This window comes from Enterobacter cloacae complex sp. IR5458 (assembly GCF_049238025.1).
Taxonomy (GTDB): Bacteria; Pseudomonadota; Gammaproteobacteria; order Enterobacterales; family Enterobacteriaceae; genus Enterobacter; species Enterobacter kobei.
Window position 1 is genome coordinate 65,528 of record NZ_JBMKIF010000019.1, and the last position, 26,263, is coordinate 91,790.

The 26,263-nt window shown below is 57.0% G+C and carries 19 protein-coding genes and 1 tRNA gene; 13 read left to right on the forward strand and 7 right to left on the reverse strand.

Annotated features, from left to right (window positions below; all coding sequences use genetic code 11):
• Positions 1-63: 63 nt before the first annotated feature.
• On the reverse strand, positions 64-2,844 hold the full coding sequence (locus tag ACOTYN_RS16080) for a flavocytochrome c (protein WP_332957419.1): 2,781 nt from the start codon (positions 2,842-2,844) through the stop codon (positions 64-66).
• Between the two features lie 610 nt (positions 2,845-3,454).
• Between ACOTYN_RS16080 and ACOTYN_RS16085 the strand changes: the two genes are divergently transcribed.
• Positions 3,455-4,963: an anion permease gene (locus ACOTYN_RS16085; protein WP_332957421.1), complete on the forward strand. Its 1,509-nt coding sequence runs from the start codon at positions 3,455-3,457 to the stop codon at positions 4,961-4,963.
• 52 nt (positions 4,964-5,015) lie between these two features.
• A complete protein-coding gene (fumA, locus tag ACOTYN_RS16090) occupies positions 5,016-6,665 on the forward strand; it encodes a class I fumarate hydratase FumA (RefSeq protein WP_032636107.1) in 1,650 nt (549 codons plus the stop codon).
• Here fumA and ACOTYN_RS16095 read toward each other — a convergent pair.
• Positions 6,654-7,559 carry a LysR family transcriptional regulator gene (locus ACOTYN_RS16095; RefSeq protein ID WP_071922090.1) on the reverse strand — a complete coding sequence of 302 codons (906 nt, stop codon included), beginning with the start codon at positions 7,557-7,559 and terminating at the stop codon, positions 6,654-6,656. The two genes, fumA and ACOTYN_RS16095, sit on opposite strands and share 12 nt — an antisense overlap.
• 95 nt (positions 7,560-7,654) lie before the next feature.
• Here ACOTYN_RS16095 and ACOTYN_RS16100 point away from each other — a divergent pair, with 95 nt between their 5' ends.
• The 3 genes from ACOTYN_RS16100 (at position 7,655) to ACOTYN_RS16110 (ending at position 11,309) form a co-directional block, all read left to right on the forward strand.
• Positions 7,655-8,950 (forward strand): serine hydrolase domain-containing protein, encoded by a 1,296-nt coding sequence (locus ACOTYN_RS16100; RefSeq protein WP_014884421.1) that lies wholly within the window; start codon positions 7,655-7,657, stop codon positions 8,948-8,950.
• Positions 8,951-9,210: 260 nt separating this feature from the next.
• On the forward strand, positions 9,211-10,524 hold the full coding sequence (locus tag ACOTYN_RS16105) for an MFS transporter (RefSeq protein WP_071922089.1): 1,314 nt from the start codon (positions 9,211-9,213) through the stop codon (positions 10,522-10,524).
• Positions 10,521-11,309, forward strand: coding sequence for a substrate-binding domain-containing protein (locus ACOTYN_RS16110; protein ID WP_071922088.1), 789 nt, complete (start codon positions 10,521-10,523; stop codon positions 11,307-11,309). The genes ACOTYN_RS16105 and ACOTYN_RS16110 overlap by 4 nt, the downstream gene beginning before the upstream one ends.
• Here the strand turns inward: ACOTYN_RS16110 and ACOTYN_RS16115 are convergent.
• From ACOTYN_RS16115 to ACOTYN_RS16125, 3 genes are all read right to left on the reverse strand, one after another.
• The gene (locus ACOTYN_RS16115; RefSeq protein ID WP_045134964.1) at positions 11,284-12,183 is read right to left on the reverse strand and encodes a LysR family transcriptional regulator; all 900 of its coding nucleotides are present in this window, start codon (positions 12,181-12,183) and stop codon (positions 11,284-11,286) included. The genes ACOTYN_RS16110 and ACOTYN_RS16115 overlap by 26 nt on opposite strands.
• A gap of 94 nt (positions 12,184-12,277) precedes the next feature.
• Positions 12,278-13,807 carry a cryptochrome/photolyase family protein gene (locus ACOTYN_RS16120; protein ID WP_332957428.1) on the reverse strand — a complete coding sequence of 510 codons (1,530 nt, stop codon included), beginning with the start codon at positions 13,805-13,807 and terminating at the stop codon, positions 12,278-12,280.
• A complete protein-coding gene (locus ACOTYN_RS16125) occupies positions 13,804-13,950 on the reverse strand; it encodes a DUF2256 domain-containing protein (RefSeq protein WP_074171532.1) in 147 nt (48 codons plus the stop codon). Before ACOTYN_RS16125 ends, ACOTYN_RS16120 begins: the two co-directional genes overlap by 4 nt.
• 216 nt (positions 13,951-14,166) lie before the next feature.
• Between ACOTYN_RS16125 and mtfA the strand changes: the two genes are divergently transcribed.
• Positions 14,167-14,961 (forward strand): DgsA anti-repressor MtfA, encoded by a 795-nt coding sequence (mtfA, locus tag ACOTYN_RS16130; protein WP_014884426.1) that lies wholly within the window; start codon positions 14,167-14,169, stop codon positions 14,959-14,961.
• On the opposite strand, the gene ACOTYN_RS16135 is transcribed toward mtfA, so the two are convergent.
• Complete coding sequence (locus tag ACOTYN_RS16135) at positions 14,958-16,169, reverse strand: MFS transporter (RefSeq protein ID WP_045281555.1); 1,212 nt, start codon at positions 16,167-16,169, stop codon at positions 14,958-14,960. The two genes, mtfA and ACOTYN_RS16135, sit on opposite strands and share 4 nt — an antisense overlap.
• A 138-nt stretch (positions 16,170-16,307) precedes the next feature.
• On the opposite strand from ACOTYN_RS16135, the gene ACOTYN_RS16140 reads away from it, so the two are divergent.
• From ACOTYN_RS16140 to ACOTYN_RS16165, 6 genes are all read left to right on the forward strand, one after another.
• Entirely contained in the window at positions 16,308-18,050 is a 1,743-nt protein-coding gene (locus ACOTYN_RS16140) for an IucA/IucC family protein (protein ID WP_023330836.1), read from the forward strand.
• A complete protein-coding gene (locus ACOTYN_RS16145; RefSeq protein WP_045281557.1) occupies positions 18,050-18,997 on the forward strand; it encodes a GNAT family N-acetyltransferase in 948 nt (315 codons plus the stop codon). The genes ACOTYN_RS16140 and ACOTYN_RS16145 overlap by 1 nt, the downstream gene beginning before the upstream one ends.
• On the forward strand, positions 18,994-20,736 hold the full coding sequence (gene iucC / locus ACOTYN_RS16150; protein ID WP_332957431.1) for an aerobactin synthase IucC: 1,743 nt from the start codon (positions 18,994-18,996) through the stop codon (positions 20,734-20,736). The genes ACOTYN_RS16145 and iucC overlap by 4 nt, the downstream gene beginning before the upstream one ends.
• Positions 20,733-22,058, forward strand: a complete 1,326-nt coding sequence (locus ACOTYN_RS16155) for a lysine N(6)-hydroxylase/L-ornithine N(5)-oxygenase family protein (protein WP_059372591.1) — start codon at positions 20,733-20,735, stop codon at positions 22,056-22,058. The genes iucC and ACOTYN_RS16155 overlap by 4 nt, the downstream gene beginning before the upstream one ends.
• Before the next feature lie 26 nt (positions 22,059-22,084).
• Positions 22,085-24,274, forward strand: coding sequence for a TonB-dependent siderophore receptor (locus ACOTYN_RS16160; protein ID WP_023330840.1), 2,190 nt, complete (start codon positions 22,085-22,087; stop codon positions 24,272-24,274).
• A gap of 164 nt (positions 24,275-24,438) precedes the next feature.
• A tRNA-Asn gene (locus ACOTYN_RS16165) sits at positions 24,439-24,514 on the forward strand.
• 43 nt (positions 24,515-24,557) lie between these two features.
• Here ACOTYN_RS16165 and ACOTYN_RS16170 read toward each other — a convergent pair.
• Positions 24,558-25,466 carry a LysR substrate-binding domain-containing protein gene (locus tag ACOTYN_RS16170; protein ID WP_014884433.1) on the reverse strand — a complete coding sequence of 303 codons (909 nt, stop codon included), beginning with the start codon at positions 25,464-25,466 and terminating at the stop codon, positions 24,558-24,560.
• Positions 25,467-25,636: 170 nt separating this feature from the next.
• On the opposite strand from ACOTYN_RS16170, the gene ACOTYN_RS16175 reads away from it, so the two are divergent.
• On the forward strand, positions 25,637-26,245 hold the full coding sequence (locus tag ACOTYN_RS16175; protein ID WP_071922080.1) for a glutathione S-transferase family protein: 609 nt from the start codon (positions 25,637-25,639) through the stop codon (positions 26,243-26,245).
• Positions 26,246-26,263 lie beyond the last annotated feature (18 nt).

A 26,263-nucleotide genomic window follows, 5' to 3' on the forward strand; every position in this document is an offset into this window, starting at 1 on the left:
CACCGCGCCGCCGGGGAAATCGCCGGATAACGTTGCGTTTATCCGGCCTACAACACAGGTGCTTTATGCCATTTTTGCGCGCATCGCCGCCTGATGTCCGGCAAGGGTACCAAAAATAATGATGTCTGCCACCGCGTTACCGCCGATACGGTTACCGCCGTGGATCCCGCCGACCACTTCACCCGCAGCAAATGCCCCTGGCAGCACGTTGTGGTTGCTGTCCAGCACGCAGGTTTCAGTGTTGATGGTCACACCGCCCATGGTGTGGTGCACGCCCGGCGCAATCTGAATGGCGTAGAACGGCCCTTCATTGATTGGCGCACGCAGCGCGGTGGTACGGCCAAAATCATCGTCGTGCTGTTTCTCGACAAAGCCGTTGTAGCGTTCCAGCGTTGCCAGGAAGGCGTGATGATCCATGCCCAGCGCTTCGGCCAGGGCTTTTGGTGAGCTGGCGCTGGTCACGAACCCTTTGGCGATGTACTCATCCGCAGCTTTGTTTTTGGCGCGTACGTGTTCATCAAAGACGATGTAAGCGTATTTCTCTGGCAGCGCGATGATCTGCGCGGAGACTTTGTCGCGGGTCGACATTTCGTTGTAGAAGCGCTCCCCTTTCTGATTGACCAGAATCGCCCCGCCGCCGCGGATGGATTCGGAAATCAGGTACGAGGTTTTCTGCTCCACGGTGGGGTGAATCTGAATTTCGCCCATATCCACGGTGCCCGCCCCGATGCGCTCCAGCAGTGCGATACCGCCGCCGGTGGCCCCTTTATGGTTGGTGGTGACGAATCCTTCCAGGTCCGGACGGTATTTCACCACCATCTGGCTGTTGGCGCTGAAGCCGCCGGTCGCCACAATCACGCTTTTGGTTGCCACGATGACGGTTTCATTCTCTTCGGTCGTCAGGCGCACGCCGCTCACTTCGCCGTTTTCGAAAATAATGTCACTGACGGAGGTATCCAGCATCACCTCGATGTTGCGTTTGTTGACATTACGCACCAGACCGCTGATCAGATAGCCGCCTACTGCAGAACCGTCTTTTGGACGGTGAGTACGGTCGATGCTCATCCCGCCGGTGGTGGTGATGTCGTTGAGCATAATGCCGCGGGTTGCCAGCCACTCAATTGCTTCCGGTGCGTTCTCGACAAAGCGACGCAGCAGTTCCGGGTTGTTCTTGTTACCGCCGCCTTTCAGGCTTTCCTGGTAGAACAGCTCTTTGCTGTCCTGAATACCCTTCACGCGCTGGAAGCGAGTTTCAGCGGCGTTCATCCCGGCAGAAGCTTTGATGGTGTTACCGCCGATGGTTGGCATTTTCTCGACAATCAGCACGCTTGCGCCTTCGTCGTGCGCCTGAATCGCCGCCGCCAGACCGGCACCGCCGCTGCCCACGACAACCACGTCAACGCTGCGGGTTTCGTTCGGGTCAACGCCCTCCTCTGCCGCCAGCGCTTTACTGGATTTCAGCATCGCTTTAGAAACCGCTTTTTTCACCGCTTCACTCTGGCTGGTTGCGCCGGTGATGGCATCCACGTGCGGGGTGTTGGCATCCAGAATGCGGGTACGGATCTCTTCGAAGCTGGTCACAAACTCAACGTCTTCGCTTGGGCCGGAGGCCAGCGCGATATCCGCAATGCGGTCGGTTTCCAGGCTGACGTTAATCACCAGCTCGTTAGCGTCGTCCTGCACTTTCTCGACGAAGGTTCCCGGTTTGAATTTAGACTCGCCCATGCTCATGTCGCGGATCATCGCTTCCACCAGCGAGAAGCGCCACAGCGGTTCCGGAATGCTCAGCTCCTCGCGTTTGGTGCTGTCCATAAACAGTTCAAGGCTTTCGCCAGCCGCAATGCGGTCTGTCCAGTCCGGATAAGCGATGGTGGCGCGGCCAACGGCAATCAGGTCGTAACCGTGGTCCAGCGCGTCATTCACGTCTGAAGCATTCACCACGCCGCCCACGCCCATGACCGGAACCTGCGCCAGCGTTTCTGAACGCATCGCGCAGTATTTTTCGATGAGCGGGGTCGGGTCCTGGGTGTCAACAATCGAAGGACGCAGGGTTGCACCGACGGAGAAGTGCAGGTAATCCACGCCGCGCGCGGCCAGTTTCTCCAGCAGGTACATGGTGTCTTCAAAACGGATGCCCGGGACTTCCAGCTCTTCAGGGGAGAAGCGGTAACCAATGATGAAGGCATCATCCGCGTACTGGCGCACCATTTTGTGCGTAATGTCCAGCACGGCCAGCGGGAACTTCGCGCGGTTGTCGCGGCTGCCGCCCCACTCGTCATCGCGCTGGTTAGAGTTCGGTGAGTAGAACTGCTGAATCAGGTAGGTGTTGGCCCCGTGGATTTCCACGCCGTCGAAACCGGCCTGAATGGCGCGACGCACAGCTTCCCCAAACTTGCCGATCATTCCTTCTACTTCTTCGGCGGTCAGTGCAACCGGCGTTGCGGCACCGTCACGCGGTGCGGCCACCGCGCTTGGGCCAACCGGGGTACGGCCACCAATCAGTTTTGGGTCAACCATACGGCCGCCGTGGTAGATCTGCAGCAGCGCTTTCGAACCTTTGGATTTAATCGCCTCTGCGATTTTCGCCAGCCCGGCAATTTTCTCGTCGTTATCAATACCGATGGCGCCCGGGAAGGCGAGACCGAGATCGTCAACGAAGCAGCACTCCACGATGATGGTACCGATGCTGCCGGAGCGAGCCCGGTAGTACTCCACCAGCTCACTGGTGACAGTACCGTCATAGTAGCCGGTACAGGTGGTCATCGGGGCCATTAACAAACGGTTTTTCAGTTCAGTGCCATTCGGTAATGTGAAGGGGCTAAGAATGCGTTCGTTAGTGCTCATAATAGAAACTCCAAACTTTTAAAATTAAGAATTCGTTATCGGGTTTAATTTTTAAATTGGTTGTTATTTGCCGATGTCATGATACTAATATAATGATTTTTTTAGTTTCTAAAGCCATTACGTTAGTTAAAAAACTATTTAATCCCTGAGATAACAGAAATAACACAATGGTGTTAGTGATAATAATTCACCCGTTTACAATAATTTAAAATACGTTAAATAAATATTGGTCATACCAATTTCCTTTAACCATAAAAAATTCAATAAAATCAAATAATAAAAAGAATACCAGATTTTGAATTGTTACAAGAATGATAAAGAAAAGGATAAAAATAAATAATAACCCCATACGCCAGAGTGGTTATTAATAAAAGCACGAAAATAACGCCGCACTTCTGTTTTTTTGATCCTGATCAATAGTTGCAGCATCCAAAAGCGCAATATAAAAACATCATCAATTTTTAATTTAACGCACACAGAAAGGCGTTAAATCGTTATTAATGAAAAATCAAACCGCACCTTTAATAACTAAAAAAATCAAAGAAACTTAAAAAAACGCATTTGGTTTTTTCTGCACCACCGAATTTTTGACAACTTAAGACGTGAAACTATGAATACAAAAACTGCTGTAACGCCCCAAGTGGCGAACCAGGCATCAAATGGAAAAGCGAAACGACTGCTGATGATGGCGTTGCCCGTCATCGTCGCCGTACTGCTGCTGTTTGTTCCGGTACCGGAAGGTTTACCGCCTTACGCGTGGCACTACTTCGCTATCTTCGTTGGCGTGATCGTCGGGTTGATCTTCGAACCACTGCCTGGCGCGGTGATTGGCCTGACCGGCGTGGTCGCCATTGCGCTGTGTAGCCAGTGGGTGCTCTTCAGCCCGGACCAGCTGGCAGATCCAAAATTCAAGCTGGCAGGCGCCTCCTTCAAATGGGCGGTGAGCGGGTTCGGTAACTCAACGGTCTGGTTGATTTTCGGTGCCTTTATGTTTGCCGCAGGCTATGACAAAACCCGCTTCGGCCGCCGTCTGGCGCTGATTCTGGTAAAATATCTCGGCCGTCGCAGCCTGACGCTCGGGTATGCTATTACCTTTGCGGACCTGCTGCTGGCACCATTTACCCCGTCCAACACGGCGCGCAGCGGCGGGACCATCTACCCGATTATCGCTAACCTGCCGCCGCTGTACGGCTCAAAACCCAACGACCCAAGCGCGCGCAAAATTGGTTCTTATCTGATGTGGGTGGCTATCACCGCGGCCTATATCACCAGTTCTATGTTCCTCTCCGCTCTGGCGCCGAACCTGCTGGCGCTGGCGCTGGTGAAAAGCACCGTTGGGATTGATATCTCCTGGGGCACCTGGTTTCTCGCGTTCCTGCCGCTGGGCATCCTGTTGATTCTGACCATGCCGCTGCTGGCCTACTGGTTCTACCCGCCTGAAGTGAAAGTGAATAACGAAGTACCGCTGTGGGCGACCCGCGAGCTGGAAAAACTTGGCAAACTGTCGCGCAATGAGATCCTGCTGCTGGTCTTCGTGTGCTGTGCGTTGCTGATGTGGATCTTCGCCGCCGCGTGGATTGAACCGGCCATGGCTGCCCTGCTCATCGTCGGTCTGATGCTGTGGACCGGTGTGCTGGAGTGGAACGATATCACCGGTAACAAAGCCGCGTGGAACACCTTCGTCTGGTTCGCCACCCTGGTGGCGCTGGCGGATGGCCTCTCCTCTACCGGCTTTATCAGCTGGTTAGGTAAAGAAGGCGGTCTGCTGATGAGCGGTATCTCTCCGGGCGTGGCGACTATCGTCCTGCTGCTGGCGTTCTACCTGCTACACTACCTGTTTGCCAGCACCACCGCACACACCACCGCGCTGCTGCCCGCGATGCTGACCATCGCCTCCACCATTCCGGGCATGAATATGGAAGTGTTCGTCCTGCTGATGGTGACCTCGCTGGGTGTAATGGGGATCATCACCCCATACGGTACCGGCCCAAGCCCGATTTACTACGGTAGCGGCTACCTGCCAACCAAAGACTACTGGCGCCTGGGCACTATCTTCGGTGCCATCTTCCTGGCGGCCCTGCTGCTGATTGGTTATCCGTGGATGTCCATGATGTTCTGATTTCTGACCGCCGGGGTCTTCCTCCGGCGGTTTTATTTTTGTGGAGCAAGCTATGTCAAACAAACCGTTTATCTACCAGAACCCCTTCCCTCTTTCCCATGACGACACAGAATATTATCTGCTCACCAAAGAGCACGTCTCCGTTGCCGAGTTCGAGGGGCAGGAAATCCTGAAAGTCGAGCCGCAAGCCCTGACGCTGCTGGCGCAGCAGGCCTTCCACGATGCCGCCTTTATGCTGCGTCCTTCTCATCAGAAGCAGGTTGCCGCCATTCTTAACGACCCGGAAGCCAGCCAGAACGATAAGTACGTCGCCCTGCAGTTCCTGCGCAACTCTGAAATTGCCGCAAAAGGCGTCCTGCCGACCTGTCAGGATACCGGCACCGCGATCATCATGGGCAAGAAAGGCCAGCGCGTCTGGACAGGCGGCGGTGACGAAGCCGCCCTGAGCCAGGGCGTGTATAACACCTACATTGAAGACAACCTGCGTTATTCCCAGAACGCCGCGCTGGATATGTATAAAGAGGTGAATACCGGCACCAACCTGCCCGCGCAGATTGACCTCTACAGCGTGGACGGAGACGAGTACAAATTCCTGTGCATGGCAAAAGGCGGCGGTTCCGCGAATAAAACCTATCTCTATCAGGAAACCAAAGCGCTGATTACCCCTGCGAAGCTGAAAAACTACCTGGTGGAGAAAATGCGTACCCTGGGTACCGCGGCCTGCCCGCCTTACCATATCGCGTTTGTGATTGGGGGAACGTCGGCTGAAGCCACGCTGAAAACCGTGAAGCTGGCCTCTACCCGCTACTATGACGCGCTGCCAACCGAAGGCAACGAACATGGCCAGGCGTTCCGCGACGTTAAGCTGGAACAGGAACTGCTCGAGGAAGCGCAGAACCTCGGCCTGGGCGCACAGTTTGGCGGTAAATATTTTGCCCACGACATCCGCGTGATTCGCCTGCCGCGCCACGGCGCGTCCTGCCCGATCGGCATGGGGGTTTCCTGCTCCGCAGACCGCAACATCAAAGCGAAAATCAACCGCGACGGGATCTGGATTGAAAAACTGGAACACAACCCGGGCCAGTATATTCCTGAATCACTGCGTCAGCAGGGTGAAGGCGACGTGGTGAGCATCAACCTGAACAAGCCGATGAATGAAATCCTGGCCCAGCTCTCCGCGCACCCGGTCTCTACCCGTCTGTCGCTGAACGGGACCATCATCGTGGCGCGCGATATTGCCCATGCGAAGCTGAAAGAGCTGCTGGATAACGGCGAGGAACTGCCGCAGTACGTTAAAGATCATCCGATTTACTACGCAGGTCCGGCAAAAACGCCGGAAGGTTACGCCTCTGGCTCACTCGGCCCGACCACCGCGGGACGTATGGACTCGTACGTAGACTTACTGCAATCCCACGGTGCGAGCATGATCATGCTGGCGAAGGGCAACCGCAGCCAGCAGGTAACCGACGCCTGCCATAAGCACGGCGGCTTCTACCTCGGCAGCATTGGCGGTCCGGCGGCGGTGCTGGCGCAAAACAGCATTAAGAGCCTGGAGTGCGTGGCGTATCCTGAACTGGGTATGGAAGCCATCTGGAAAATTGAAGTGGAAAATTTCCCGGCGTTTATCCTGGTGGATGACAAAGGCAACGATTTCTTCCAGCAGATCCAGAATCAACAGTGCAAAGGCTGCTCACAGCGCTGAGGCCTTCCACAACGCCGGTAACAGCGACAGCGTTTCGTTGATAAGCCCGCGCTTGTCGCTACCCGGTTTCCAGATGGTCACCATCGTCTGAGCTATCCCCTGACTGCCCACCTCGGTGGGCAGCCTTTTTACATCCTTCCACTGCGCCGCATGAAGATGCGTCGGCAAAAATCCCCAGCCGCACCCCTTTTCCAGCAGACCGCGCAGCATCTCAAGTTCATTGGTAAAAAGGGTATGTCCGGAGATTTGCAGACGGCGCGCGACCGGCTCGTCAGACGCCGCATGCATAACGACCTGCGGCACCAGAGAGAGATCGAGTAGCGAAACCGGGGAGGCGTTATTCCGGAACAGCGCTTTCGAGGCGTAAAAATCCATCTCTATGGACCCTAACGCCCGCCATTCCATCTCATTGCCTACGCTGCGATTACGTGCCTGACAGATCCCCACATCGGCCCCACCGCTGGCGAGCATCGCTTCAGCTTCATCACGCGAGGTGCTGGTCAGGCTCAGCCGAATATTCTGGCTCGCCATTTTTGCTATCAGCGCCTGCAAAAAAGCGCGCGGGGTGAACGGATCGTAGACGAGCGCAATATCCTGCGTCGCGCTTTGCGGAACGGCTCTGGCGAACGCCTCAAAGGCTTTTACCTGACGCATCAACAGATGCGCCTGCCGCTGTAACTGCTCCCCCTCCAGCGTTAACCGCAGGGTTCGCCCCTCGCGCAGGAACAACGCGTAACCCAGACCATCTTCCAGAAAATCAATCAGATCGCGCAGGGTCGTGCGGTCTTTACCCAGTTTAGTGGCCGCCTTCACCAGACTGCCATGTTCAGCCACGGCGGTGAACGCCTCAAGCTGGGCAAACGAATAGATCAATGACGCCACGCGATCCTCCACAGTTCCTTTTCGGGGGATTTTCCCCCATAACGCGTTTTTTATTATAGGCCGCGGGTTCGTAAACTGAAGTCCTTCCTGAGCCATACGAGAAAAACATGAAAAACAAAACAAACCGCACTCTGCTCGCGGCGCTGATTGTCAGCAGCCTGCTCTCTCCTGCCGCCATGGCTGCCTGCAACGGTACCGTTCTCGACACCTGTCCTGCCCCTTTTGATACAAAACTGCCGGACGCACATACGATGCTCACCTGGAGCCAGGCCGACCGCGTCGTGGGTTTCCGCAACGACTACCGCAACTATGCGGGCGACGTGTTCCATCACGGCAACGCCTCGCCGTTGCTGGCCGCAGAAAAACCGCTGACCGATGCCCGCTATCAGGTGAATGGCAAGACCTACGATCTCCATGATTACCTGAAACGCCAGAACGTCAGCGGCATGCTTGTATTAAAAAACGGCCACGTTGCCTATAAGTATCTGGGTGAAGGGAATACCGACAGCACGCTCTGGACCTCACGCTCTGTCGGTAAATCGGTGGTCTCTGCGCTGGTTGGGGTAGCGATTAAAGAGGGAAAAATCCACTCCCTCGACGATCTTATTACCCAATATGAACCTGATTTGAAAGGCACCGCCTGGGACGGTGTGACGCTGAGACAGCTTATTACCCACACCTCCGGCGTGGCGTGGAATGAGGACTATACGAATCCGGGATCCGATTTCGCAAAGCTGACAGAGTGCGAAGCCAAACCGGGCACCTATGACTGCGTACGGACATTAGTAAAAGGGTTACACCGCGCGCACCCTGCGGGCGAAAACTGGTCCTATTCCTCGGGCGGCGCGTGGCTGCTGGGTGACGTGCTTGAACGCGCAACCGGCATGACGCTCGCGGCGTATCTGGAGAAAAGCATCTGGCAACCCTACGGCATGGCCAGCGACGGCGTGTGGCATGCCTACAGCAAAGGCCAGCATGATGTCGGCGCCCACGGCTTTAACGCCACGCTGGAAGACTGGGGCCGCTTCGGTCAGTTCATCCTTCATAACGGCACATTGCCCGGCGGGAAGCAGATCCTGCCCGAAGGCTGGGTAAAACAGTCCTCAGACTGGACGCAGGCAAAAGGTTCGGTGTCCGCCGCGCATCCGAACGGGTTGTATGGCTATCAGTGGTGGAACAACGAAGTGCCGGTTAATGCCACCGACGTCGCGCCAAAGGTCGACAACTCACTTAAAGGGTCGCTCTGGGCGCTGGGGATCTTTGGACAGATGATTATGGTGAATCAGAAAGAGAACCTGGTTATCGTCCAGTGGTCCACCTGGCCGCAGGCGGAACCGTCCTTCAGCGCTCAGCCGCTGGAAGCATCGTTAATGTTTAGCGCAATCGCGAACGCGCTGCGCTGATTTTTAGAGCCAGGCGCTGCCTGGCGTCTCCTCTGCGCGATGTCACAAAACAGCGATATCAGCAACTTAGCGAATTAGCGTGAATAAAAAATCACACGATTGTTAAGTTATTGTTAGGTATGTAAATCCTGGTCAACATCCTGTCATTGATGCACAACGCGCATCAGTTCATTCACTCTTTGCGCTTATTAATTCCCGTTTCCTGATCCAGTTTTCAAAAACAGACGAGCATAACGTCACGATAAAAACTGGAGATAATCATGGTTTCCTCAACCTCACCTGCAACGGTCCGTGCGAAAGCGGGCGCGATTTTTCGCGTCACCTCGGGCAACTTTCTTGAGCAATTCGACTTCTTTCTGTTCGGCTTTTATGCCACCTACATCGCGCATACGTTCTTCCCGGCGAGCAGTGAATTTGCCTCGCTGATGATGACCTTTGCCGTCTTTGGCGCGGGCTTTTTGATGCGTCCGATCGGCGCTATTGTGCTCGGCGCTTACATCGATAAAGTGGGTCGTCGTAAAGGGCTGATTGTCACCTTGTCGATCATGGCTGCCGGAACATTCCTGATTGTGCTTATTCCGTCGTATCAGAGCATTGGGCTGTGGGCACCGCTGCTGGTGCTGACGGGCCGTTTGCTGCAGGGCTTTTCCGCCGGTGCGGAGCTTGGCGGCGTCTCGGTCTATCTGGCAGAAATCGCCACGCCGGGCCGCAAAGGTTTTTACACCAGCTGGCAGTCCGGCAGCCAGCAGGTTGCCATTATGGTTGCCGCGGCGATGGGCTTTGCCCTGAATGCCCTGATGGAGGAGAGCGCCATTCGCGCGTGGGGCTGGCGCATCCCGTTCCTGTTTGGCTGTTTAATCGTGCCGTTCATCTTTTTCCTGCGTCGTAAGCTGGAGGAGACCGAAGCGTTCAACGCACGGCGCAATCATCTGGCGATGCGCCAGGTTTTCAAAACGCTGCTGACAAACTGGCAGGTGGTGGTCGCAGGTATGTTGATGGTAGCGATGACCACCACCGCGTTCTACCTGATCACCGTTTACGCGCCAACCTTCGGCAAAAAAGTGCTGATGCTGAGCGCGTCGGACAGCCTGCTGGTCACGCTGCTGGTGGCCGTCTCTAACTTCATCTGGCTGCCGATAGGTGGAGCCCTCTCGGACCGCTTCGGGCGTAAACCGGTGCTGGTTGTCATGACGCTGCTGGCGCTCGCCACCAGCTACCCGGCACTGACGATGCTGGCGGCGGCCCCCAGCTTCTCCATGATGCTGAGCGTCCTGCTGTGGCTCTCTTTCCTCTACGGCCTGTATAACGGCGCGATGATCCCGGCGCTGACGGAAATCATGCCTGCTGAAGTCCGCGTGGCGGGGTTTTCGCTGGCTTATAGCCTGGCTACCGCCGTCTTTGGCGGTTTCACCCCGGTGATGTCCACCGCGCTGATTGAATACACGGGTGACAAAGCCTCGCCGGGATACTGGATGAGCTTTGCGGCGGTCTGCGCGTTGCTGGCAACGCTCTACCTCTACCGTCGCCGCGCGGCATCGCTGCAAAACACCGTTAAGTCACAGGGGGCCGCATGAAACGTACGTCTCGCTCTACCGCCATCGCGCTAATGACGATGTTCCTGAGCGTCAATGCCTGCGCAGAGGACGTGAAGGTCATGATTTCGGGCGGATTCAAGGCCGCCCTGGAAAAGCTGGCTCCGGAGTATGAACGCCGGACCGGGGATAACATTGTGATCATCCCCGGACCCTCAATGGGCACTACGCCGCAGGCAATCCCAAACCGGCTCGCGCGCGGAGAGAAAGCCGACGTGGTGATTATGGTGGGCAATGCACTGGCGAAGCTTGAACAGGCCCGTCTGACCCGGCCGGGTACGCGGACTGAACTCGCGGACTCTCCCATCGGCATGGTCGTGAAAAAAGGTGCGGATATCCCTGATATCAGCAGCGAGACGACGCTGCGTAATACCCTGCTGCAGGCTCGCTCCATCGCCTACTCAGACAGCGCCAGCGGCAGGTATGTCAGTGAAGAATTGTTCAAAAAGCTGGGGATTGAAAAGGAGGTGACGGGCAAAGCGACAAAAGTCGAGCGCATTCCGGTCGCATCAGAAGTGGCGAAAGGAAAATACGCCGTCGGGTTCCAGCAGGTCAGCGAGCTGCTGCCGATTCAGGGCGTCACCTTTATCGGTAAAATCCCGGATGATTTGCAATACACCACGCGCTTCGCTGGCGCGGTCACCCGTGACGCGGAACATCCCGCGGAGGGAAAAGCGCTGCTGAACTATCTCGCCTCACCGCCCTCAAGGGAAGTCATCCGCGTAACGGGGATGATCCCCGTTACGTCCGGCGATACTGCTCGGTGATCTGTTTTTCAAGCTCAGCCGCAATATAGGACTGGATGCGCCCCCGGCGCCGGATAAGCCCCACGGTACGCTTCACCTCCGGCGCCACCAGCGGCAAAGGGGTCAGCAGCGTGTGCTCTGACGTCGGCATCGACATGGCAGGAACGGCAGCAATGCCGATCCCCGCCTCTACCATACCGAGCATCGTGGTGACATGACGCGTTTCGCAGACGCTGGGACGCTCGGGAATGATATCCCCCAGCAGGCGATCGAGCAGGTTGCGATTGCCGGACGTTTTATCGAGAGAGATGTAATCCTGCTGAAAAAATGCCTGCCACGTCAGCTGGCTCTTCTGCGCCAGCGGGTGATCCTTTCTGCATGCTGCAACATACACATCCTCCACCAGCGGGAAAAATTCGATTTCAGACGACAAGTTTCCTGCGAAGCAAATACCAAAATCCGCCTGGCTTCGGGCCACGGCGTCCATCACGTTGCCCGCGCTGCTGTCGATGAGCTTAATGCGAACGCGCGGATAGCGAGACTGAAAGCGACGGATCACATCGGGCATAAAGTAACAGGCTGCGGAAGGTACCGTGGCCACCGTGATCAGCCCCGTCCGCTCTTCGCTGGCTTTATCGACATCAGCCAGCATTGACTCTACGTTATCGAGCAGCTGCGCGGAGCGTTCAGCAAAGTTTTGCCCGTATAACGTCAGCGAGACGCGGCGTGTGGTTCGGTCAAAGAGTCGGTTTCCCAGCGCGGCTTCCAGCTTTTCAATCCTGCGGCTCAGCGCTGACTGGGACAGGCAGATAGATTCAGCGGCGACACGGAAGTTACCGTATTCCACTAACGCTCTGAAGGCATAGAGATCGTTGAGGTCAAAATTCACGGGCATAGTATCTGGCGGTCCTGTCAGGGAATACGTTACAAAGTCCAAAATAATAACGGCTTATTAACCTGCCGCAACCGGCGCGGTGTCGGAATGCCGTTCAAAGGTCGTTGAGATTGAGACGAATGTGTCCGGCGCGCTCAGCAATAGCGTGCCGTTCCTCTTCCGTCATATCCGCGAGTTGTTTAAAGACAATGCCCAGCCGGGGGTTGTGACCGAGACGTGCCTGGTTACGCACAAAGAAATCCCAGTAAAGCGCATTGAAGGGACACGCCAGCTCGCCGGTGCGTTGATTGTGTTGATACCGACATCCCTGACAGTAGTTACTCATCTTATGGATGTAAGACGCGCTTGAAACATAAGGCTTACTGGCCAGTAAACCGCCATCGCCAAACTGGCTCATGCCGAGAGTATTGGGCAATTCCACCCACTCAAACGCATCAATATACACGCCCAGATACCATTCATGTACCGCCTGCGGCGAGAGACCACCGAGCAGGCTAAAATTCCCGATAATCATCAGGCGCTGGATATGGTGAGCGTAAGCCTCAGTGAGCGACTGTCCAATGGCGTGCGCCAGGCAGCGCATTTGCGTCTCGCCCGTCCAGAACCACTCCGGCAGCGGGGTGTGCTGCTCTAACGCATTCAGCTCCCGATAGCCCGGCATTTGCGACCAGTAGATCCCGCGCACATACTCCCGCCAGCCAAGAATTTGCCGGATGAACCCTTCGACAGCAGGCAACGGCGCATCACCCGAGCGCCATGCCTGCTCGGCGGCGGCAACCACTTCACGGGGATTGAGCATTTTGGTGTTCAGCGCAAATGAAATTAAGGAGTGGAAAAGAAAAGGTTCTTCCGTGTGCATTGCATCCTGCCAGTTACCAAACTGGGGCAGGACGTGCGAAATAAACGCATCCAGCCGGGCTTTAGCTTCAGCACGGTCGACTGGCCAGCGAAAAGTGTTGGCCTGCGGTTCGCCAAAGGTGCGTACGCCGCAGCGTTGGATCTCTTCCCATAATGCTGAGCGATCGTGGCAGACGCGAGAGTCATCCGGAGCAGGCGGTTCGCCGGACCAGCGCTTGCGGTTTTCAGCATCGAAATTCCATTTCCCCCCTTCGGGCTCGCCTTCCGGGGTCAACAGCACGCCATGCTGACGACGCATTTCCCGATAAAAATATTCCATTCGCCAGCTTTTACGCGATGCAAAGAACGCGCTCACCTGCTCTCGGGAGGAGAAAAAATGCTCGCTGCTGACGCAGGTCGTCTCGATGGTCGCCGTTTTCGCCCACGCCTGCAACTGCGCATCAAGGCGCCATTCATCGGGCTCCTGCCACATCACCCTGCCAGCATGGTAATGTGCGATAAGCGCGTTGAGATTATCTTCCAGCGCGCCGCGATTTGAACCCTCAGAGAGCCGGACATACCTTACCCGATGCCCCTTCTCTTTTAACTCAGCGGCAAACGCGCGCATGGCCGCGAAGATAGCGATGATTTTCTGAGCATGATGAAGGACATACGCGGTTTCTGCCCGCAGTTCCAGCATCACGTAAATGACATTCGGGCTGCAGGTATCAAACCAGCTGTGATGTGGATTGAGCTGATCGCCCAGAATCAGGCGTAGTTCGGTCAACGGTGGCTCCTGCGACAGCGCTCAGAACAGAATTTGACCTCATCCCAGCATTTCGCCCACTTCTTGCGCCACGTCATGGGCCGCTGGCAGTGCACACACGCTCGACTGGGCAGGTTCTGCTTGTTACCTTTGAAATCACTCATCTTTTCAATACCGGACTGATTTATTCACTCGGGCTGCGGATAAAGGCTACGACAGACATCACAAAATGAAGGTGATGCCTGCAAAGCGCTACCCACTGCTCTGTACGAAATGATAGTTTATTCAGGCTGGAAGTGTAGAAATAAGCCATTTTCTGGCATCTTAACTGAACCTGACTTTCCCATTTTTGTTCAAGTGACGAGTTTGCGAGCAAAGCGATGATTAAGTGGCCCTGGAAAACGAATGAGGCTGGCCGGGATATGGCGCTGCCGTGGGATGACGCGCTGGCGATCCCTGTTCTGGCGAATCTCCAGCCGGACGAACAGTCAAAACTGGTTCAGCTGGCGGATCGTTTTTTGCAGCAAAAACGCCTGGTTCCTCTGCAGGGCTTCGAGCTGGATCCCCTGAAAAACGCGCGTATCGCCCTGCTTTTCTGCCTGCCGGTGCTTGAACTGGGTATCGAGTGGCTGGACGGCTTCCACGAAGTGCTGATCTACCCGGCGCCCTTCATCGTCGACGATGAGTGGGAGGATGACATCGGCCTGGTACACAACCAGCGGGTGGTACAGTCCGGACAAAGCTGGCAGCAAGGGCCGATTATCCTGAACTGGCTCGACATTCAGGACTCGTTCGACGCGTCAGGCTTTAATCTGATTATTCATGAAGTCGCGCATAAGCTGGATACCCGCAACGGCGACCGCGCCAGCGGCGTTCCGCTGATCCCGCTGCGTGAAGTCGCAGGATGGGAGCACGATCTGCATGCGGCGATGGATAACATCCAGGACGAGATCGATCTCGTGGGCGAAAGTGCCGCCAGCATTGATGCCTACGCGGCGACCGACCCCGCAGAGTGCTTCGCGGTGCTTTCAGAGTACTTCTTCAGCGCCCCCGAACTCTTCGCCCCGCGTTTCCCGGCGCTATGGCAGCGTTTTACCCAGTTTTATCAGCAGGATCCGCTTAAGCGTCTGCGTCAAAATGAGGCGGTCGGCCCTTCCCCTCACCAGGTACATTAATTTTTTTCGACAGGGGTGCGCCCGGTTAACCGTACCCCGATGCTCAGTACGAGAAACAGCACCGCCATTCCCCCTGCCGCCATCGTTAAATACTGCTCACCGAAAAAGCGCGTGACTACGGGCACCAGCAGCGCGCTGATGCCGTAGCCTAACGTATGGCTGGTGGCGATCGCGCCCGCGCCTTTCCCCGTGGTCAGCCGATCGTTCAACAGTAGCTGATAGCCCGGTGTAGCCATCGCCGCGCCGAGCGAGGTGACAGCAATTCCCACGTAAAACAGCGCCAGCCCGGCAATACACATCAACCCAAGTCCTGCCACCATCAATACCGCCGCCATACAGAGCAACGTCAGCGGGCTGAAGTGTTGCGGGCGAACAATCAAAAATTGCGCCGCGAGCGTGGCCAGCGCGGCCAGGCTCAGCAGGAGCGCAACATGGTGGCTGATCTCACGGGCGTTGCCCTCCAGCAAGGGGCTGAGATGCGGCGTGAGGCCAAGCTGCATCAGGCTCACCAGCGCCGCCAGCAGCATCGCCAGCAGCAGGAACGGCAGCATAGAGACCTGCAGACGGGTCGCCTGATGCGCCACCGGCGGCAGTGGAGGGTCGGCCACTTCTCGCAGCACCAGCAGCAGAGCGATAAACGGCGCAATCGCCATGAGCCAGAGCGGTGCCACCGGGTTAATGCTGAGCATCATTGCTGCCAGCGGTGGCCCCAGCAGACGGCCGCAGCTCAGGCCGGAGCTGATGGTGGCCAGCGCCGCCATGCGTTTGTCCAGCCCCGCACGCTGAATAGCCCAGGTCTGGGCGGCAGGCACCATCCCCGACACGGTTAAACCGTAGAGCAGGCGCGAAAAGATCAACCCCGCCAGCCCCCAGGTGCTCTGGAGCAACCCGGCCGCCATTGCCCAGACCACCACGGCCATCACGGCGAAGCTGGCAAGATAGCCGCTGAGCGAGGCCACCATCACGACCTTACAGCCGCGTCGCTCGCTCTGACGCCCCCACCAGGGCGATGCCGGTAAAAAAAGCATGGAGCCGAACATTAACAGCCCGGCCCAGACCGAGAGCGACAGCCCGGTCAGGTTCACCAGCTGCGGGAGCATGACCAGCAAACCGTTCTGCCCGATGCCCAATAAACCTGCACAGAGTGCCAGCGGCCAGTTGGCTTTAGAGGTGACGTTTTCAGTCAGCGTTTCTGAATTAGCGCGCATGAGAATGTGAACATAGTGTCAATAAATGTGTGGAAATTATGAAGTTTATGAAAACAAATATTGCAAAAATGGTTGCGAGTGTAAATAGAATGAATATCATAACGAGAATTATTATCAATCATGGAATGAGGTACATCTATGCGTACTCTGCCCCGCTCCGCCGGTACAGACGTTGCGGCCCAGTGTTTTTTAAACGCCCTGCTGCGCGAAACGACGGACTGGCGCTATCTCCCCGCAGCCGCTGCGGATGAGCTGGCGCATATTCATATCCCGCTTTCTCCCGCTCAGGCCCTGCGGGTTCCGGTACGCTATTTCTCCCCCACCCAGCACCATCAGTACTGTTTCCCGGCAACGCTTATCCAGAGCGATAGCGACTGCGGTGACGCCGTCACATATACCCAACTGGTTGATTTACTTCTTGAAAAACCATCAGTAAAAGGCGTTCTTGATGCCGATACGCTGGCGCGTTTTAAGCAACGCGTGCTGGAAAGTCATGCGCATACCTGGCAGGCGATCGACCTGCGCCACAGCTGGTCCACGCTGCGTGATAAACCGCTGACGTTTGCTGAAGCGGAACAGGCGCTGCTGGTCGGCCACGCATTTCACCCGGCACCGAAGTCGCACGAGCCATTCAACGAAACCGAAGCGCGTCGCTATCTGCCTGATTTTGCCTCCCGTTTCCCGCTGCGCTGGTTTGCCGTTGAGAGCACGCGCATTGCTGGTGACAGCCTGAACGTCTCCCTGCGCGAACGTCTGCTGCGCTTCGCCGCCCAGAGCGCGCCTGAGCTGCTCGGCCACTTCACCGACACGCGCTGGCTGTTGCCTATGCACCCATGGCAGGCAGAGCATCTGCTGGGTCAGGCCTGGTGCCAGCGTCTGGTGGAAAACGGTTCATTGCAGGATCTGGGCGAAGCGGGCGCACAGTGGCTGCCCACCAGCTCGTCCCGCTCGCTGTACAGCGAAACCAACAGCGACATGATTAAATTCTCCCTCAGCGTGCGCCTGACCAATTCCGTGCGCACGCTGTCGGTGAAAGAAGTTAAGCGCGGGATGCGCCTGGCGCGCCTGGCGAAAACGGAACGCTGGCAAACGCTTCAGGCACGCTACCCGACGATGCGCGTGATGCAGGAAGACGGCTGGGCGGGGCTGCGTGACGAAAACGGCGTGGTGCAGGAAGAGAGCCTGATGGCCCTGCGCGTCAATCTGCTGTTTGATACGCCGGACACGCAGACCAACGTGCTGGTCAGCCTGACCCAGGCCGCCCCGGATGGCGGTGACAGCCTGCTGGCTGCGGCAGTGCGTCGTCTGAGCCAGCGTCTGGATTTACCCCTCGCTCAGGCCGCACGCTGCTGGCTGGACGCCTATTGCGACCGCGTGTTACTCCCCCTGTTCAGCGCCGAGGCGGACTACGGCCTGGTGCTGCTCGCCCACCAGCAAAATATCCTCGTTGAGATGCAGCAGGATTTCCCCGTCGGGCTTATCTACCGTGACTGCCAGGGCAGCGCCTGGACCGAAGGAGCCGACGGGTGGCTGAAAGAGGCGGGTGAAACTGACGTGGAAAACCGCTTCGGTGAGAGCCAGCTGCTGCGCTACTTCCCTTACTACCTGCTGCTGAACTCCACCCTTGCGGTGACTGCCGCCCTTGCCGCCGCCGGTTTCGACAGTGAAGAGCGCCTGATGGCGCGCGTGCGTGACGCGCTAATCGCGCTGCGCCGTACGGCGAAGCAGACCCGCTGCCTTGACTACGTGCTGGACAGCCCGACCTGGAACTGCAAAGGCAACTTCTTCTGTTATCTGCACGATCGCAACGAAAACACCATCGCCGATCCGGCGGTGATCTATTTCGACTTTAGCAACCCGTTCTACAAGGAGAAGGCGTAATGGCCATCGCGAATATCGTCCATTCTGGCTTCGGCTTTCGCTGCACCGCAACGGATACCGCGCTGCCGCTGACGTTAGGTCTCGACGGCAGCGCGGTGCTGGAGCGTCTCGGGGCTATCCCGGCGGGCTGGCTGGTGGAAGCGCTGGATCAGCTGTTTGTCGCCGCCCCCACGCTGACCGGCATTACGCTGCCGTGGGCAACCTGGCAGGATGAACCTCAGGCAAAGGCGCTGTTTAGCCTGGCCCACGGGGATTACCTGGCGCGTGAAACCTTCTGGCAATTGCCGCTCTGGCTGAAAGGTGAACGACCGCAGGCGAGCAACGGTATGCAGTTTGATGAGAGCCGTCAGCTGTACTTCCCGCAGCGCCCTCGCCGCCCGCAGGGTGAGGTGTATCGCCGTTACGATCCGCAAATTAAACGCACGCTGAGCTTCCGCGTGGCCGACGTGGCGCTGGACGGCGAACGATTCACTCAATGGATGAACAACCCGCGCGTGAACGCCTTCTGGGAGATGGCCGGCCCGCAGGCCGAACAGGAAAACTACCTGCGCCGTCAGCTTGACTCGACGTACTGCTACCCGGTTATCGGCTGCTTCGACGACCAGCCGTTCGGCTACTTTGAACTCTACTGGGCGCCAGAAGACCGCATTGGCCGCCACTACCGCTGGCAGCCGTTCGACCGCGGGCTGCATATGCTGGTGGGCGAAGAGCGCTGGCGCGGCGCGCAGTACATCCGCAGCTGGCTGCGCGGTCTGAGCCACTACCTGTATCTGGATGAACCGCGCACGACGCGCATTGTGGCCGAGCCGCGCTTCGACAACCAACGCCTGTTCCGCCACCTGGCGTCCGCCGGTTTCGACACCGCAAAAGAGTTCGACTTCCCGCACAAGCGCTCGCGCCTGATCGTGAGCGAGCGTCACCGCTTCTTCCATGAGGTGGAACTGTGAACGCGCTCTGGCAGAAAGTAAACCGCGAGATGGTGGCGAAGATCCTCGCCGAGCTGGAATACGAACGTACCCTGCGCGCTGAGCCGGTTTCATCGGACGGCTGGCGCATCACCATGGGCACGGAGTCCTGGCAGTTTCGCGCCACGCGCGGGATCTGGGGCTGGCTGCATATCGATCCTGATACCCTGACCACCGCCAGCGGCGCCGCCGTGGAAGCGGAAAGCGCGCTGCTGCAGCTGGCGACCGTGCTGGAGATGAGCGACGCGCAAACGGCGGAGCATATGGAAGATCTTTACGCCACGCTGCGCGGTGATATTCAGCTGCTCCAGGCGCGTGAAGCGCTGGATGCCGACGCGCTGATCCACCTCGACCCGGATGAATTACAGTGTCTGATGAGCGGTCATCCTAAGTTTATTTTCAACAAAGGCCGCCGCGGATGGGGGCTGGATGCCCTGCATCAGTACGCGCCTGAGTATCGCGGACGTTTTCGTCTGCACTGGGTTGCCGTTCAGCGTGAACACCTGGTCTGGAGCAGCGACGCCGATTGCGACATTCAGAATCTGCTTGCCAGTACCATGGACAACGCCGAGCACGTCCGGTTTGAGCATCGCTGGCAGGCGCTGGGGCTCGACGAAAGCTGGCTGCCCGTGCCGCTACACCCGTGGCAGTGGCAGCAGAAAATTGCCATTCACTTCCTGGCGCAGCTGGCGCGCGGTGAGATGGTGGAGCTGGGCGAATTTGGCGATGAGTATCTGGCGCAGCAGTCCCTGCGCACGCTCACCAACGCCAGCCGTCGCGCGCCGTTTGACATCAAGCTGCCGCTGACCATCTATAACACCTCCTGCTATCGCGGCATTCCGGGCAAATACATTGCCGCCGGGCCGCTGGCCTCGCGCTGGCTGCAGCAGCAGTTCGCCTCTGACGCCACGCTGATTCGCTGCGGCGCGCAGGTACTGGGTGAACCCGCCGCCGGATATCTGTCGCATCCGGGCTATGCCGCATTACCGAAAGCGCCCTACCGCTATCAGGAGATGCTGGGGGTTATCTGGCGCGAGAATCCGTCCTGTTATTTAGAAGACGGTGAACAGGCGGTGCTGATGGCGGCGCTGATGGAAACCGATAACGCCGGGCGTCCGCTGATCGACGCGTGGATTAAGCGCTCGGGGCTAAGCGCCGAAGCCTGGCTTGAAAAGCTGTTCGACGCGACGGTGATCCCGTTCTATCACCTGCTCTGCCGCTACGGCGTGGCGCTGATCGCCCACGGTCAGAACGTGACGCTGGTGATGAAAAACTACGTGCCGCAGCGCATCCTGCTGAAGGATTTCCAGGGTGATATGCGTCTGGTGGACGAAGATTTCCCGCAGGCGCAGAGCCTGCCGGCGCAGGTGAAGGACGTTACGGCACGTCTGAGCGCGGATTACATCATCCACGACCTGCAAACCGGCAACTTTGTGACGGTGCAGCGCTTTATCTCGCGTCTCACCCTGCAATGCGGCGTGAGCGAAATCCGTTTCTATCAAATCCTGGCGGGGGTATTGCGCCGGTATATGGCTGCGCACCCCGAGCTTGCGGAACGTTTCGCGATGTTCGACCTGTTTAAGCCGCAAATTATTCGCGTGATCCTCAACCCGGTCAAACTGACCTTCTCCGAGCATGACGGCGGCAGCCGCATGCTGCCGAACTACATTACCGACCTTGATAACCCTCTTTTTCTGGCCTCCCGGGAGTCAGCGCAATGAAAACCTATGATTTCATCGGCATTGGTATTGGCCCGTTTAACCTCAGCATCGCCGCCCTGGCAGAAGGGCTGGACGGTTTTAGCTCGCTGTTCCTTGAGCGCAAGCCGCACTTCTCCTGGCACCCGGGGATGATGGTGCCGGACTGCCACATGCAGACCAGCTTCCTGAAGGATCTGGTCAGCGCCGTGGAGCCGACCAACCGCCACAGCTTCCTGAACTACCTGGTGCAGCGTAAAAAGTTCTACCGCTTCCTGACCACCGAACAGCGCACGGTGTCTCGCGAAGAGTTTGCCGATTACCTGTGCTGGGCGGCAGAAAACCTCACCAATCTCGCCTTCAGCCAGCAGGTGCAACAGGTGAGCTTTGATGAGACAAGCGGTCTGTTTGAGGTCGTGACCCAGCGGGATCGGTTCTTTGCCCGCCACGTCTGCGTGGGGATTGGCAAACAGATTAACCTCCCGGATTGCGTGACGGTGCAGGACGACACCTGTTTCCACGCCAGCGAGATGATGCTGCGCACGCCAAATTTAGCGGGCAAGCGCGTGACCGTCGTCGGTGGCGGCCAGAGCGGTGCCGACCTGTTCTTAAATATCTTCCGCGGGGAATGGGGCCAGCCGCTAAGCCTGAACTGGGTGTCGCGCCGTAACAATTATAACGCGCTGGATGAAGCCGCCTTCGCCAACGAGTACTTCACGCCGGAGTATGTGGACAGCTTCTCCACGCTCGGCGAAGAGGCCCGTCGTCAGATGCTGCACGAGCAGAAGATGACCTCTGACGGCATTACCACCGAGTCCCTGCTGGCAATTTACCGCGCCATGTATCACCGCTTTGAGGTGCTGCGCGAAAAACCGTGGGCGCACCTTCTGCCGTCCCGCTCGGTGACGTCACTGGCGCGTCAGGAAAACGGTCAGCGTCTGAGCATACAGCATCATCTCGACGGCGGTCGCGAACAGCTGGATACCGACGTGGTGATCTTTGCCACCGGTTACCGCGCCGTGCAGCCTGCGTTCCTTGCCCCGCTGTCTCACCGCCTGCATCTGGATACGGACGAAGCCTTCTGCATCAACAACGATTTCACCCTCGAATGGGACGGCCCGCAGAGCAACCGCCTGTTTGCCGTCAATGCCGGGATGCACCGTCTCGGCATTGCTGAACCCCAGCTCAGCCTGATGGCCTGGCGTGCCGCACGCATTCTTAACCGCGCGCATCCTGACGAGCCATTTGAGCTGGCTACCACACCCGGCGTTATCCACTGGCGCACCACCGCCAGCCAGGACAGCAGCCCGGTTTTTAACGCGTTAGAGAAAACGACCGAGTACTGACACACACAATCAGGATCAACATAACAATGAAACGTTCTCATCTTTGGGTTTTAAATCCTTGCTTGCTTGCAATGCTTTCTACCTCTGCGTGGGCGGAAGAACAAAAGGAAGAAAATATCGTGGTCTCCGCCAGCCGTGCACACCGCAGCGTGGCCGAGATGGCGCAGACCACGTGGGTTATTGAACGGTCTGAAATTGAGCAGCAGGTTCAGGGCGGAAAGGAGATTAAAGAAGTCCTGGCGCAGCTGATCCCGGGCATGGACGTCAGCAGCCAGGGGCGTACCAACTACGGTATGAACCTGCGCGGCCGCTCGATGATGGTGATGGTGGACGGCGTGCGCCTGAACTCCTCCCGCAGCGACAGCCGCCAGCTCGACTCCATCGATCCGTTCAACATTGACCGTATCGAAGTGATCTCCGGCGCCACGTCCCTCTACGGCGGCGGCAGCACCGGCGGCCTGGTGAACATCGTCACCAAAAAAGGCCAGCCGGAGACCGAAGTTGAGTTCCAGACCGGAGCAAAAAGCGGCTTTAACAGCCACAACGACCACGATGAGAACGTGTCGGCGGCGGTCAGCGGCGGCAACGACAACGCCTCGGGTCGTCTGTCGGTGTCGTATCAGCGTTACGGCGGCTGGTATGACGGCAACGGCGACGAGGTGATCATTGATAACACCCAGACCGGCTTACAGTATTCCGACCGTATTGATGTGATGGGGACCGGCACCCTCAACATTGATGAACACCAGCAGCTTCAGCTCACGACGCAGTACTATAAGAGCGAGTCCGACGGCAAGCATGGCCTGTACCTCGGGAAAAACTTCTCGGCGGTCACGGGCGATGCGACTGCCTATAACAAAGGTAATCTCGATTCTGACCGTATACCGGGTACCGAGCGTCATCTGATTAACCTGCAATACTCCAATACCGACTTCTGGGGCCAGGATCTGGTTGCGCAGATTTACTATCGTGACGAAAGCCTGACCTACTACCCCTTCCCGACCCTGACCAAAGGCGTCGTGAGCAGCATCGGTGCGTCGCAGCAGAAAACCGATTTTTACGGCGGCAAGCTGACGCTGAACAGCAAACCGATGGATGATTTAACCCTGACCTGGGGTGTGGATGCCGACCATGAAACCTTCGATGCCAATCAGCAGTTCTTTGATCTGAGCAAAGCAGCGGCGAGCGGCGGCATGGAGCTTGATAACGCCTATAACGTGGGCCGCTACCCGGGTTACAGCATTACCAACCTCGCCCCGTTCCTGCAGGCCAGCTACGACATTGACGCCATCACCCTGAGCGGCGGCGTGCGCTACCAGTACACCGAAAACAAGGTGGACGATTTTGTGGGTTACGCCCAGCAGCAGGCCATTGCAACCGGGAAAGCCACCTCCGCAGACGCGGTGCCGGGCGGGAAAACCGATTACAATAACTTCCTGTTCAACGCCGGGATCCTCGGTCGTCTGACCGAACAGCAGCAGCTGTGGTTTAACTTCTCCCAGGGCTTTGAAATTCCGGATCTGGCGAAGTACTACGGTTCCGGGACTTATCAGCTCAGCAACGGTCACTATCGCCTGCTGAATAGCGTGAACGTGAACGACTCGACGCTTGACGGCATCAAGGTCAACGCATACGAGCTGGGCTGGCGCTACACCGGCGATAACCTGCGTACCCAGGTCGCGGCGTATTACTCGCTCTCGGACAAAACGATCACCATCAACAAGACGGACATGACCATCAACCTCGAAGACGACAAGCGTCGTATCTACGGGATTGAAGGCCAGGTGGACTATTTCTTCACCGACAGCGACTGGAGCACGGGCGCGAACTTTAACGCCATTAAGTCTGAAACCCGCGAAAACGGCAAATGGGAGAAGCTGACGGTAGACAGCGCCAGCCCGTCTAAAGCCAGCGCATGGGTCAACTGGGCGCCGGGCGACTGGACCCTGCGCGTGCAGAGCACGCAGACCTTTGACGTGTCAGATGCGGACGGCAAGAAGATCGATGGCTATAACACGGTCGACTTCCTGGGCAGCTACGCCCTGCCGGTGGGTAAAGTGAGCTTCAGCGTGGAAAACGTGCTGGACAAAGACTACACCACCGCCTGGGGCCAGCGCGCGCCGGGGCTGTATAGCCCAACCTACGGTGCGCCAGGTCTGTATACCTATAAAGGCCGTGGCCGTACGTTTGGTCTGAACTACTCCGTACTGTTCTAATCCTGTGCGCCGCCTGCGGGCGGCGCAATTTGCTGCGTAATTTCAGCACGAATTTGCTATAAAATCAGCGATTTGCTGAAATTGTCGGCAAACGAACGAAAAGTACGTTTTCCCCCTTTGACAAGACGAACTGAGGTCGCTACTATTCGCCTCGTTCACACGATTCCTCTGTAGTTCAGTCGGTAGAACGGCGGACTGTTAATCCGTATGTCACTGGTTCGAGTCCAGTCAGAGGAGCCAAATTTGAAAAGCCTGCTTTTAGAGCAGGCTTTTTGCTTTTCTGTTAGCCGTTACTTTCCACTGCCCCTGTCAACTGACGCCAGGCCGCCACTTCCTCATCCAGCCACTCACTAAAGAGAGCCACCTCCGGTTTCGCTTCCGTTAACTGCGATGTCACCAGCCAGTAAGGCCAGGGATAAGGTGCAGTGAAAGGGGTAAGCTGGACCAGTTCGCCCCGGGTGATGGCATCCTGTACCAGAGAGCGACGTTCCAGCGCGATACCTTTACCGAGTCTGACAGCCTCAAGGACTAAATTTGAGTCGTTAATGCATAACCCGCCGGGCACAATATCTTTTTCCAGTCCCGCATTGAAACACCAGGTTTTCCACGACTCCATGGAGAATATGATTTTACTCTTTGCCACCTCTGCTGGCGTTGCCGGGAGGATGCCGCCGTTATAACCGGGTGCTGCAACCACAATCAGTTCATCTGAAAACAGATAATGGCAGTCGCTTCCTTCCCAGTTACCTTTCCCCATGCGTATCGCCACATCTATCCCTTCCTGCTGCATGCTGGTGATCGTCAGACTGGCCTGGATCCGCAGCGTGATGTGTGGATATTTTTCCCGAAACCGCTCCAGACGCGGCAACAACCAGTGACAACCAAAAGACGGCACCATCGCCAGCGTCAGTTCCAGTATTCTCGGTTTCACCTGCACTAACCGGGTAGCATCTGCGATATGATTCAGCGCTTCGCGCACCTGTAACGCGTAGAGACGCCCCTCTTCGTTGATCTGCACCCCTCGCCCATGACGGATAAACAGCTTCACCCCCACCATTTCCTCCAGCACTTTAATCTGCTGGCTGATGGCGGAATGGGTAACGTGAAGCTCTTTCGCCGCAAGCGTTACGCTGCCAAGGCGAGCCACAGCTTCAAAACTACGCAAACTTGCGATAGGTGGAAAATCCGACATGAAACCACTCCCTCATAGACTGAATCTGATAAACGCTAACCGGCCAATCTGTCAGTAATACTAACTCAGGCCGTAAGATACTGATGATATTCGCCATAACGAATTTATTGTAATGTCTGTTTATCATCTTCAATGAAGCGTTTTTTCACACAGACAGGAAAACTGGAATCATGATAAAGCTGATTGGCATGATGGATTCTCCTTATGTACGCCGCGTGGCGGCCTCCCTGGAACTTTATGGCGTTGCGTTTGAAAGCCAGCCGTTGTCCGTATTCAGCACATTTGAGGAATTTTCCCGGATTAACCCTGCGGTAAAAGCGCCAACGCTGGTTCTGGAGAATGGAACACGTCTGATGGACTCGTCTCTCATACTGAATTATTTTGAGGCTCAGGCCGCGCCTGAACGGAGACTCCTGCCCGTGACGCCGGATGCACTGGCGAACGATCTCCAGACGCTGGGCTTTATCCTCGCCGCCGCGGAGAAAGCTGTGCAAAATGTGTACGAACACAACCTGCGCCCGGCGGAGAAACAACATAATCCGTGGATAGAACGTATTACCGTCCAGCTGCTGGCTGCCTGTCGGGAATGGAACGCGCTGCTGGAAGCCCGTCCGGAAAATGCGGTGGCCGATCAGGTTGCTGTCACCAGTACGGTTATCTGGACATTTATTCAGTCAATGATCCCTCACGTCGTTAACGCCGGGGATTTTAAAAAGATTCAGGCGGTTGCCGACGTTTTCGAAAACCAGGCGGCATTTAAAAAATACCCTTTTAGTTAACGCTTCGCTCGGCGTGTT

Bases quoted from the DNA above. Each gene is read 5' to 3' on its own strand.
- ACOTYN_RS16080 (WP_332957419.1), bottom strand. From the start codon at position 2,844: ATGAGCACTAACGAACGCATTCTTAGCCCCTTCACATTACCGAATGGC.
- ACOTYN_RS16085 (WP_332957421.1), top strand. From the start codon at position 3,455: ATGAATACAAAAACTGCTGTAACGCCCCAAGTGGCGAACCAGGCATCA.
- fumA (WP_032636107.1), top strand. From the start codon at position 5,016: ATGTCAAACAAACCGTTTATCTACCAGAACCCCTTCCCTCTTTCCCAT.
- ACOTYN_RS16100 (WP_014884421.1), top strand. From the start codon at position 7,655: ATGAAAAACAAAACAAACCGCACTCTGCTCGCGGCGCTGATTGTCAGC.
- ACOTYN_RS16105 (WP_071922089.1), top strand. From the start codon at position 9,211: ATGGTTTCCTCAACCTCACCTGCAACGGTCCGTGCGAAAGCGGGCGCG.
- ACOTYN_RS16110 (WP_071922088.1), top strand. From the start codon at position 10,521: ATGAAACGTACGTCTCGCTCTACCGCCATCGCGCTAATGACGATGTTC.
- ACOTYN_RS16115 (WP_045134964.1), bottom strand. From the start codon at position 12,183: ATGCCCGTGAATTTTGACCTCAACGATCTCTATGCCTTCAGAGCGTTA.
- ACOTYN_RS16125 (WP_074171532.1), bottom strand. From the start codon at position 13,950: ATGAGTGATTTCAAAGGTAACAAGCAGAACCTGCCCAGTCGAGCGTGT.
- mtfA (WP_014884426.1), top strand. From the start codon at position 14,167: ATGATTAAGTGGCCCTGGAAAACGAATGAGGCTGGCCGGGATATGGCG.
- ACOTYN_RS16135 (WP_045281555.1), bottom strand. From the start codon at position 16,169: ATGCGCGCTAATTCAGAAACGCTGACTGAAAACGTCACCTCTAAAGCC.
- ACOTYN_RS16140 (WP_023330836.1), top strand. From the start codon at position 16,308: ATGCGTACTCTGCCCCGCTCCGCCGGTACAGACGTTGCGGCCCAGTGT.
- ACOTYN_RS16145 (WP_045281557.1), top strand. From the start codon at position 18,050: ATGGCCATCGCGAATATCGTCCATTCTGGCTTCGGCTTTCGCTGCACC.
- ACOTYN_RS16155 (WP_059372591.1), top strand. From the start codon at position 20,733: ATGAAAACCTATGATTTCATCGGCATTGGTATTGGCCCGTTTAACCTC.
- ACOTYN_RS16160 (WP_023330840.1), top strand. From the start codon at position 22,085: ATGAAACGTTCTCATCTTTGGGTTTTAAATCCTTGCTTGCTTGCAATG.
- ACOTYN_RS16170 (WP_014884433.1), bottom strand. From the start codon at position 25,466: ATGTCGGATTTTCCACCTATCGCAAGTTTGCGTAGTTTTGAAGCTGTG.
- ACOTYN_RS16175 (WP_071922080.1), top strand. From the start codon at position 25,637: ATGATAAAGCTGATTGGCATGATGGATTCTCCTTATGTACGCCGCGTG.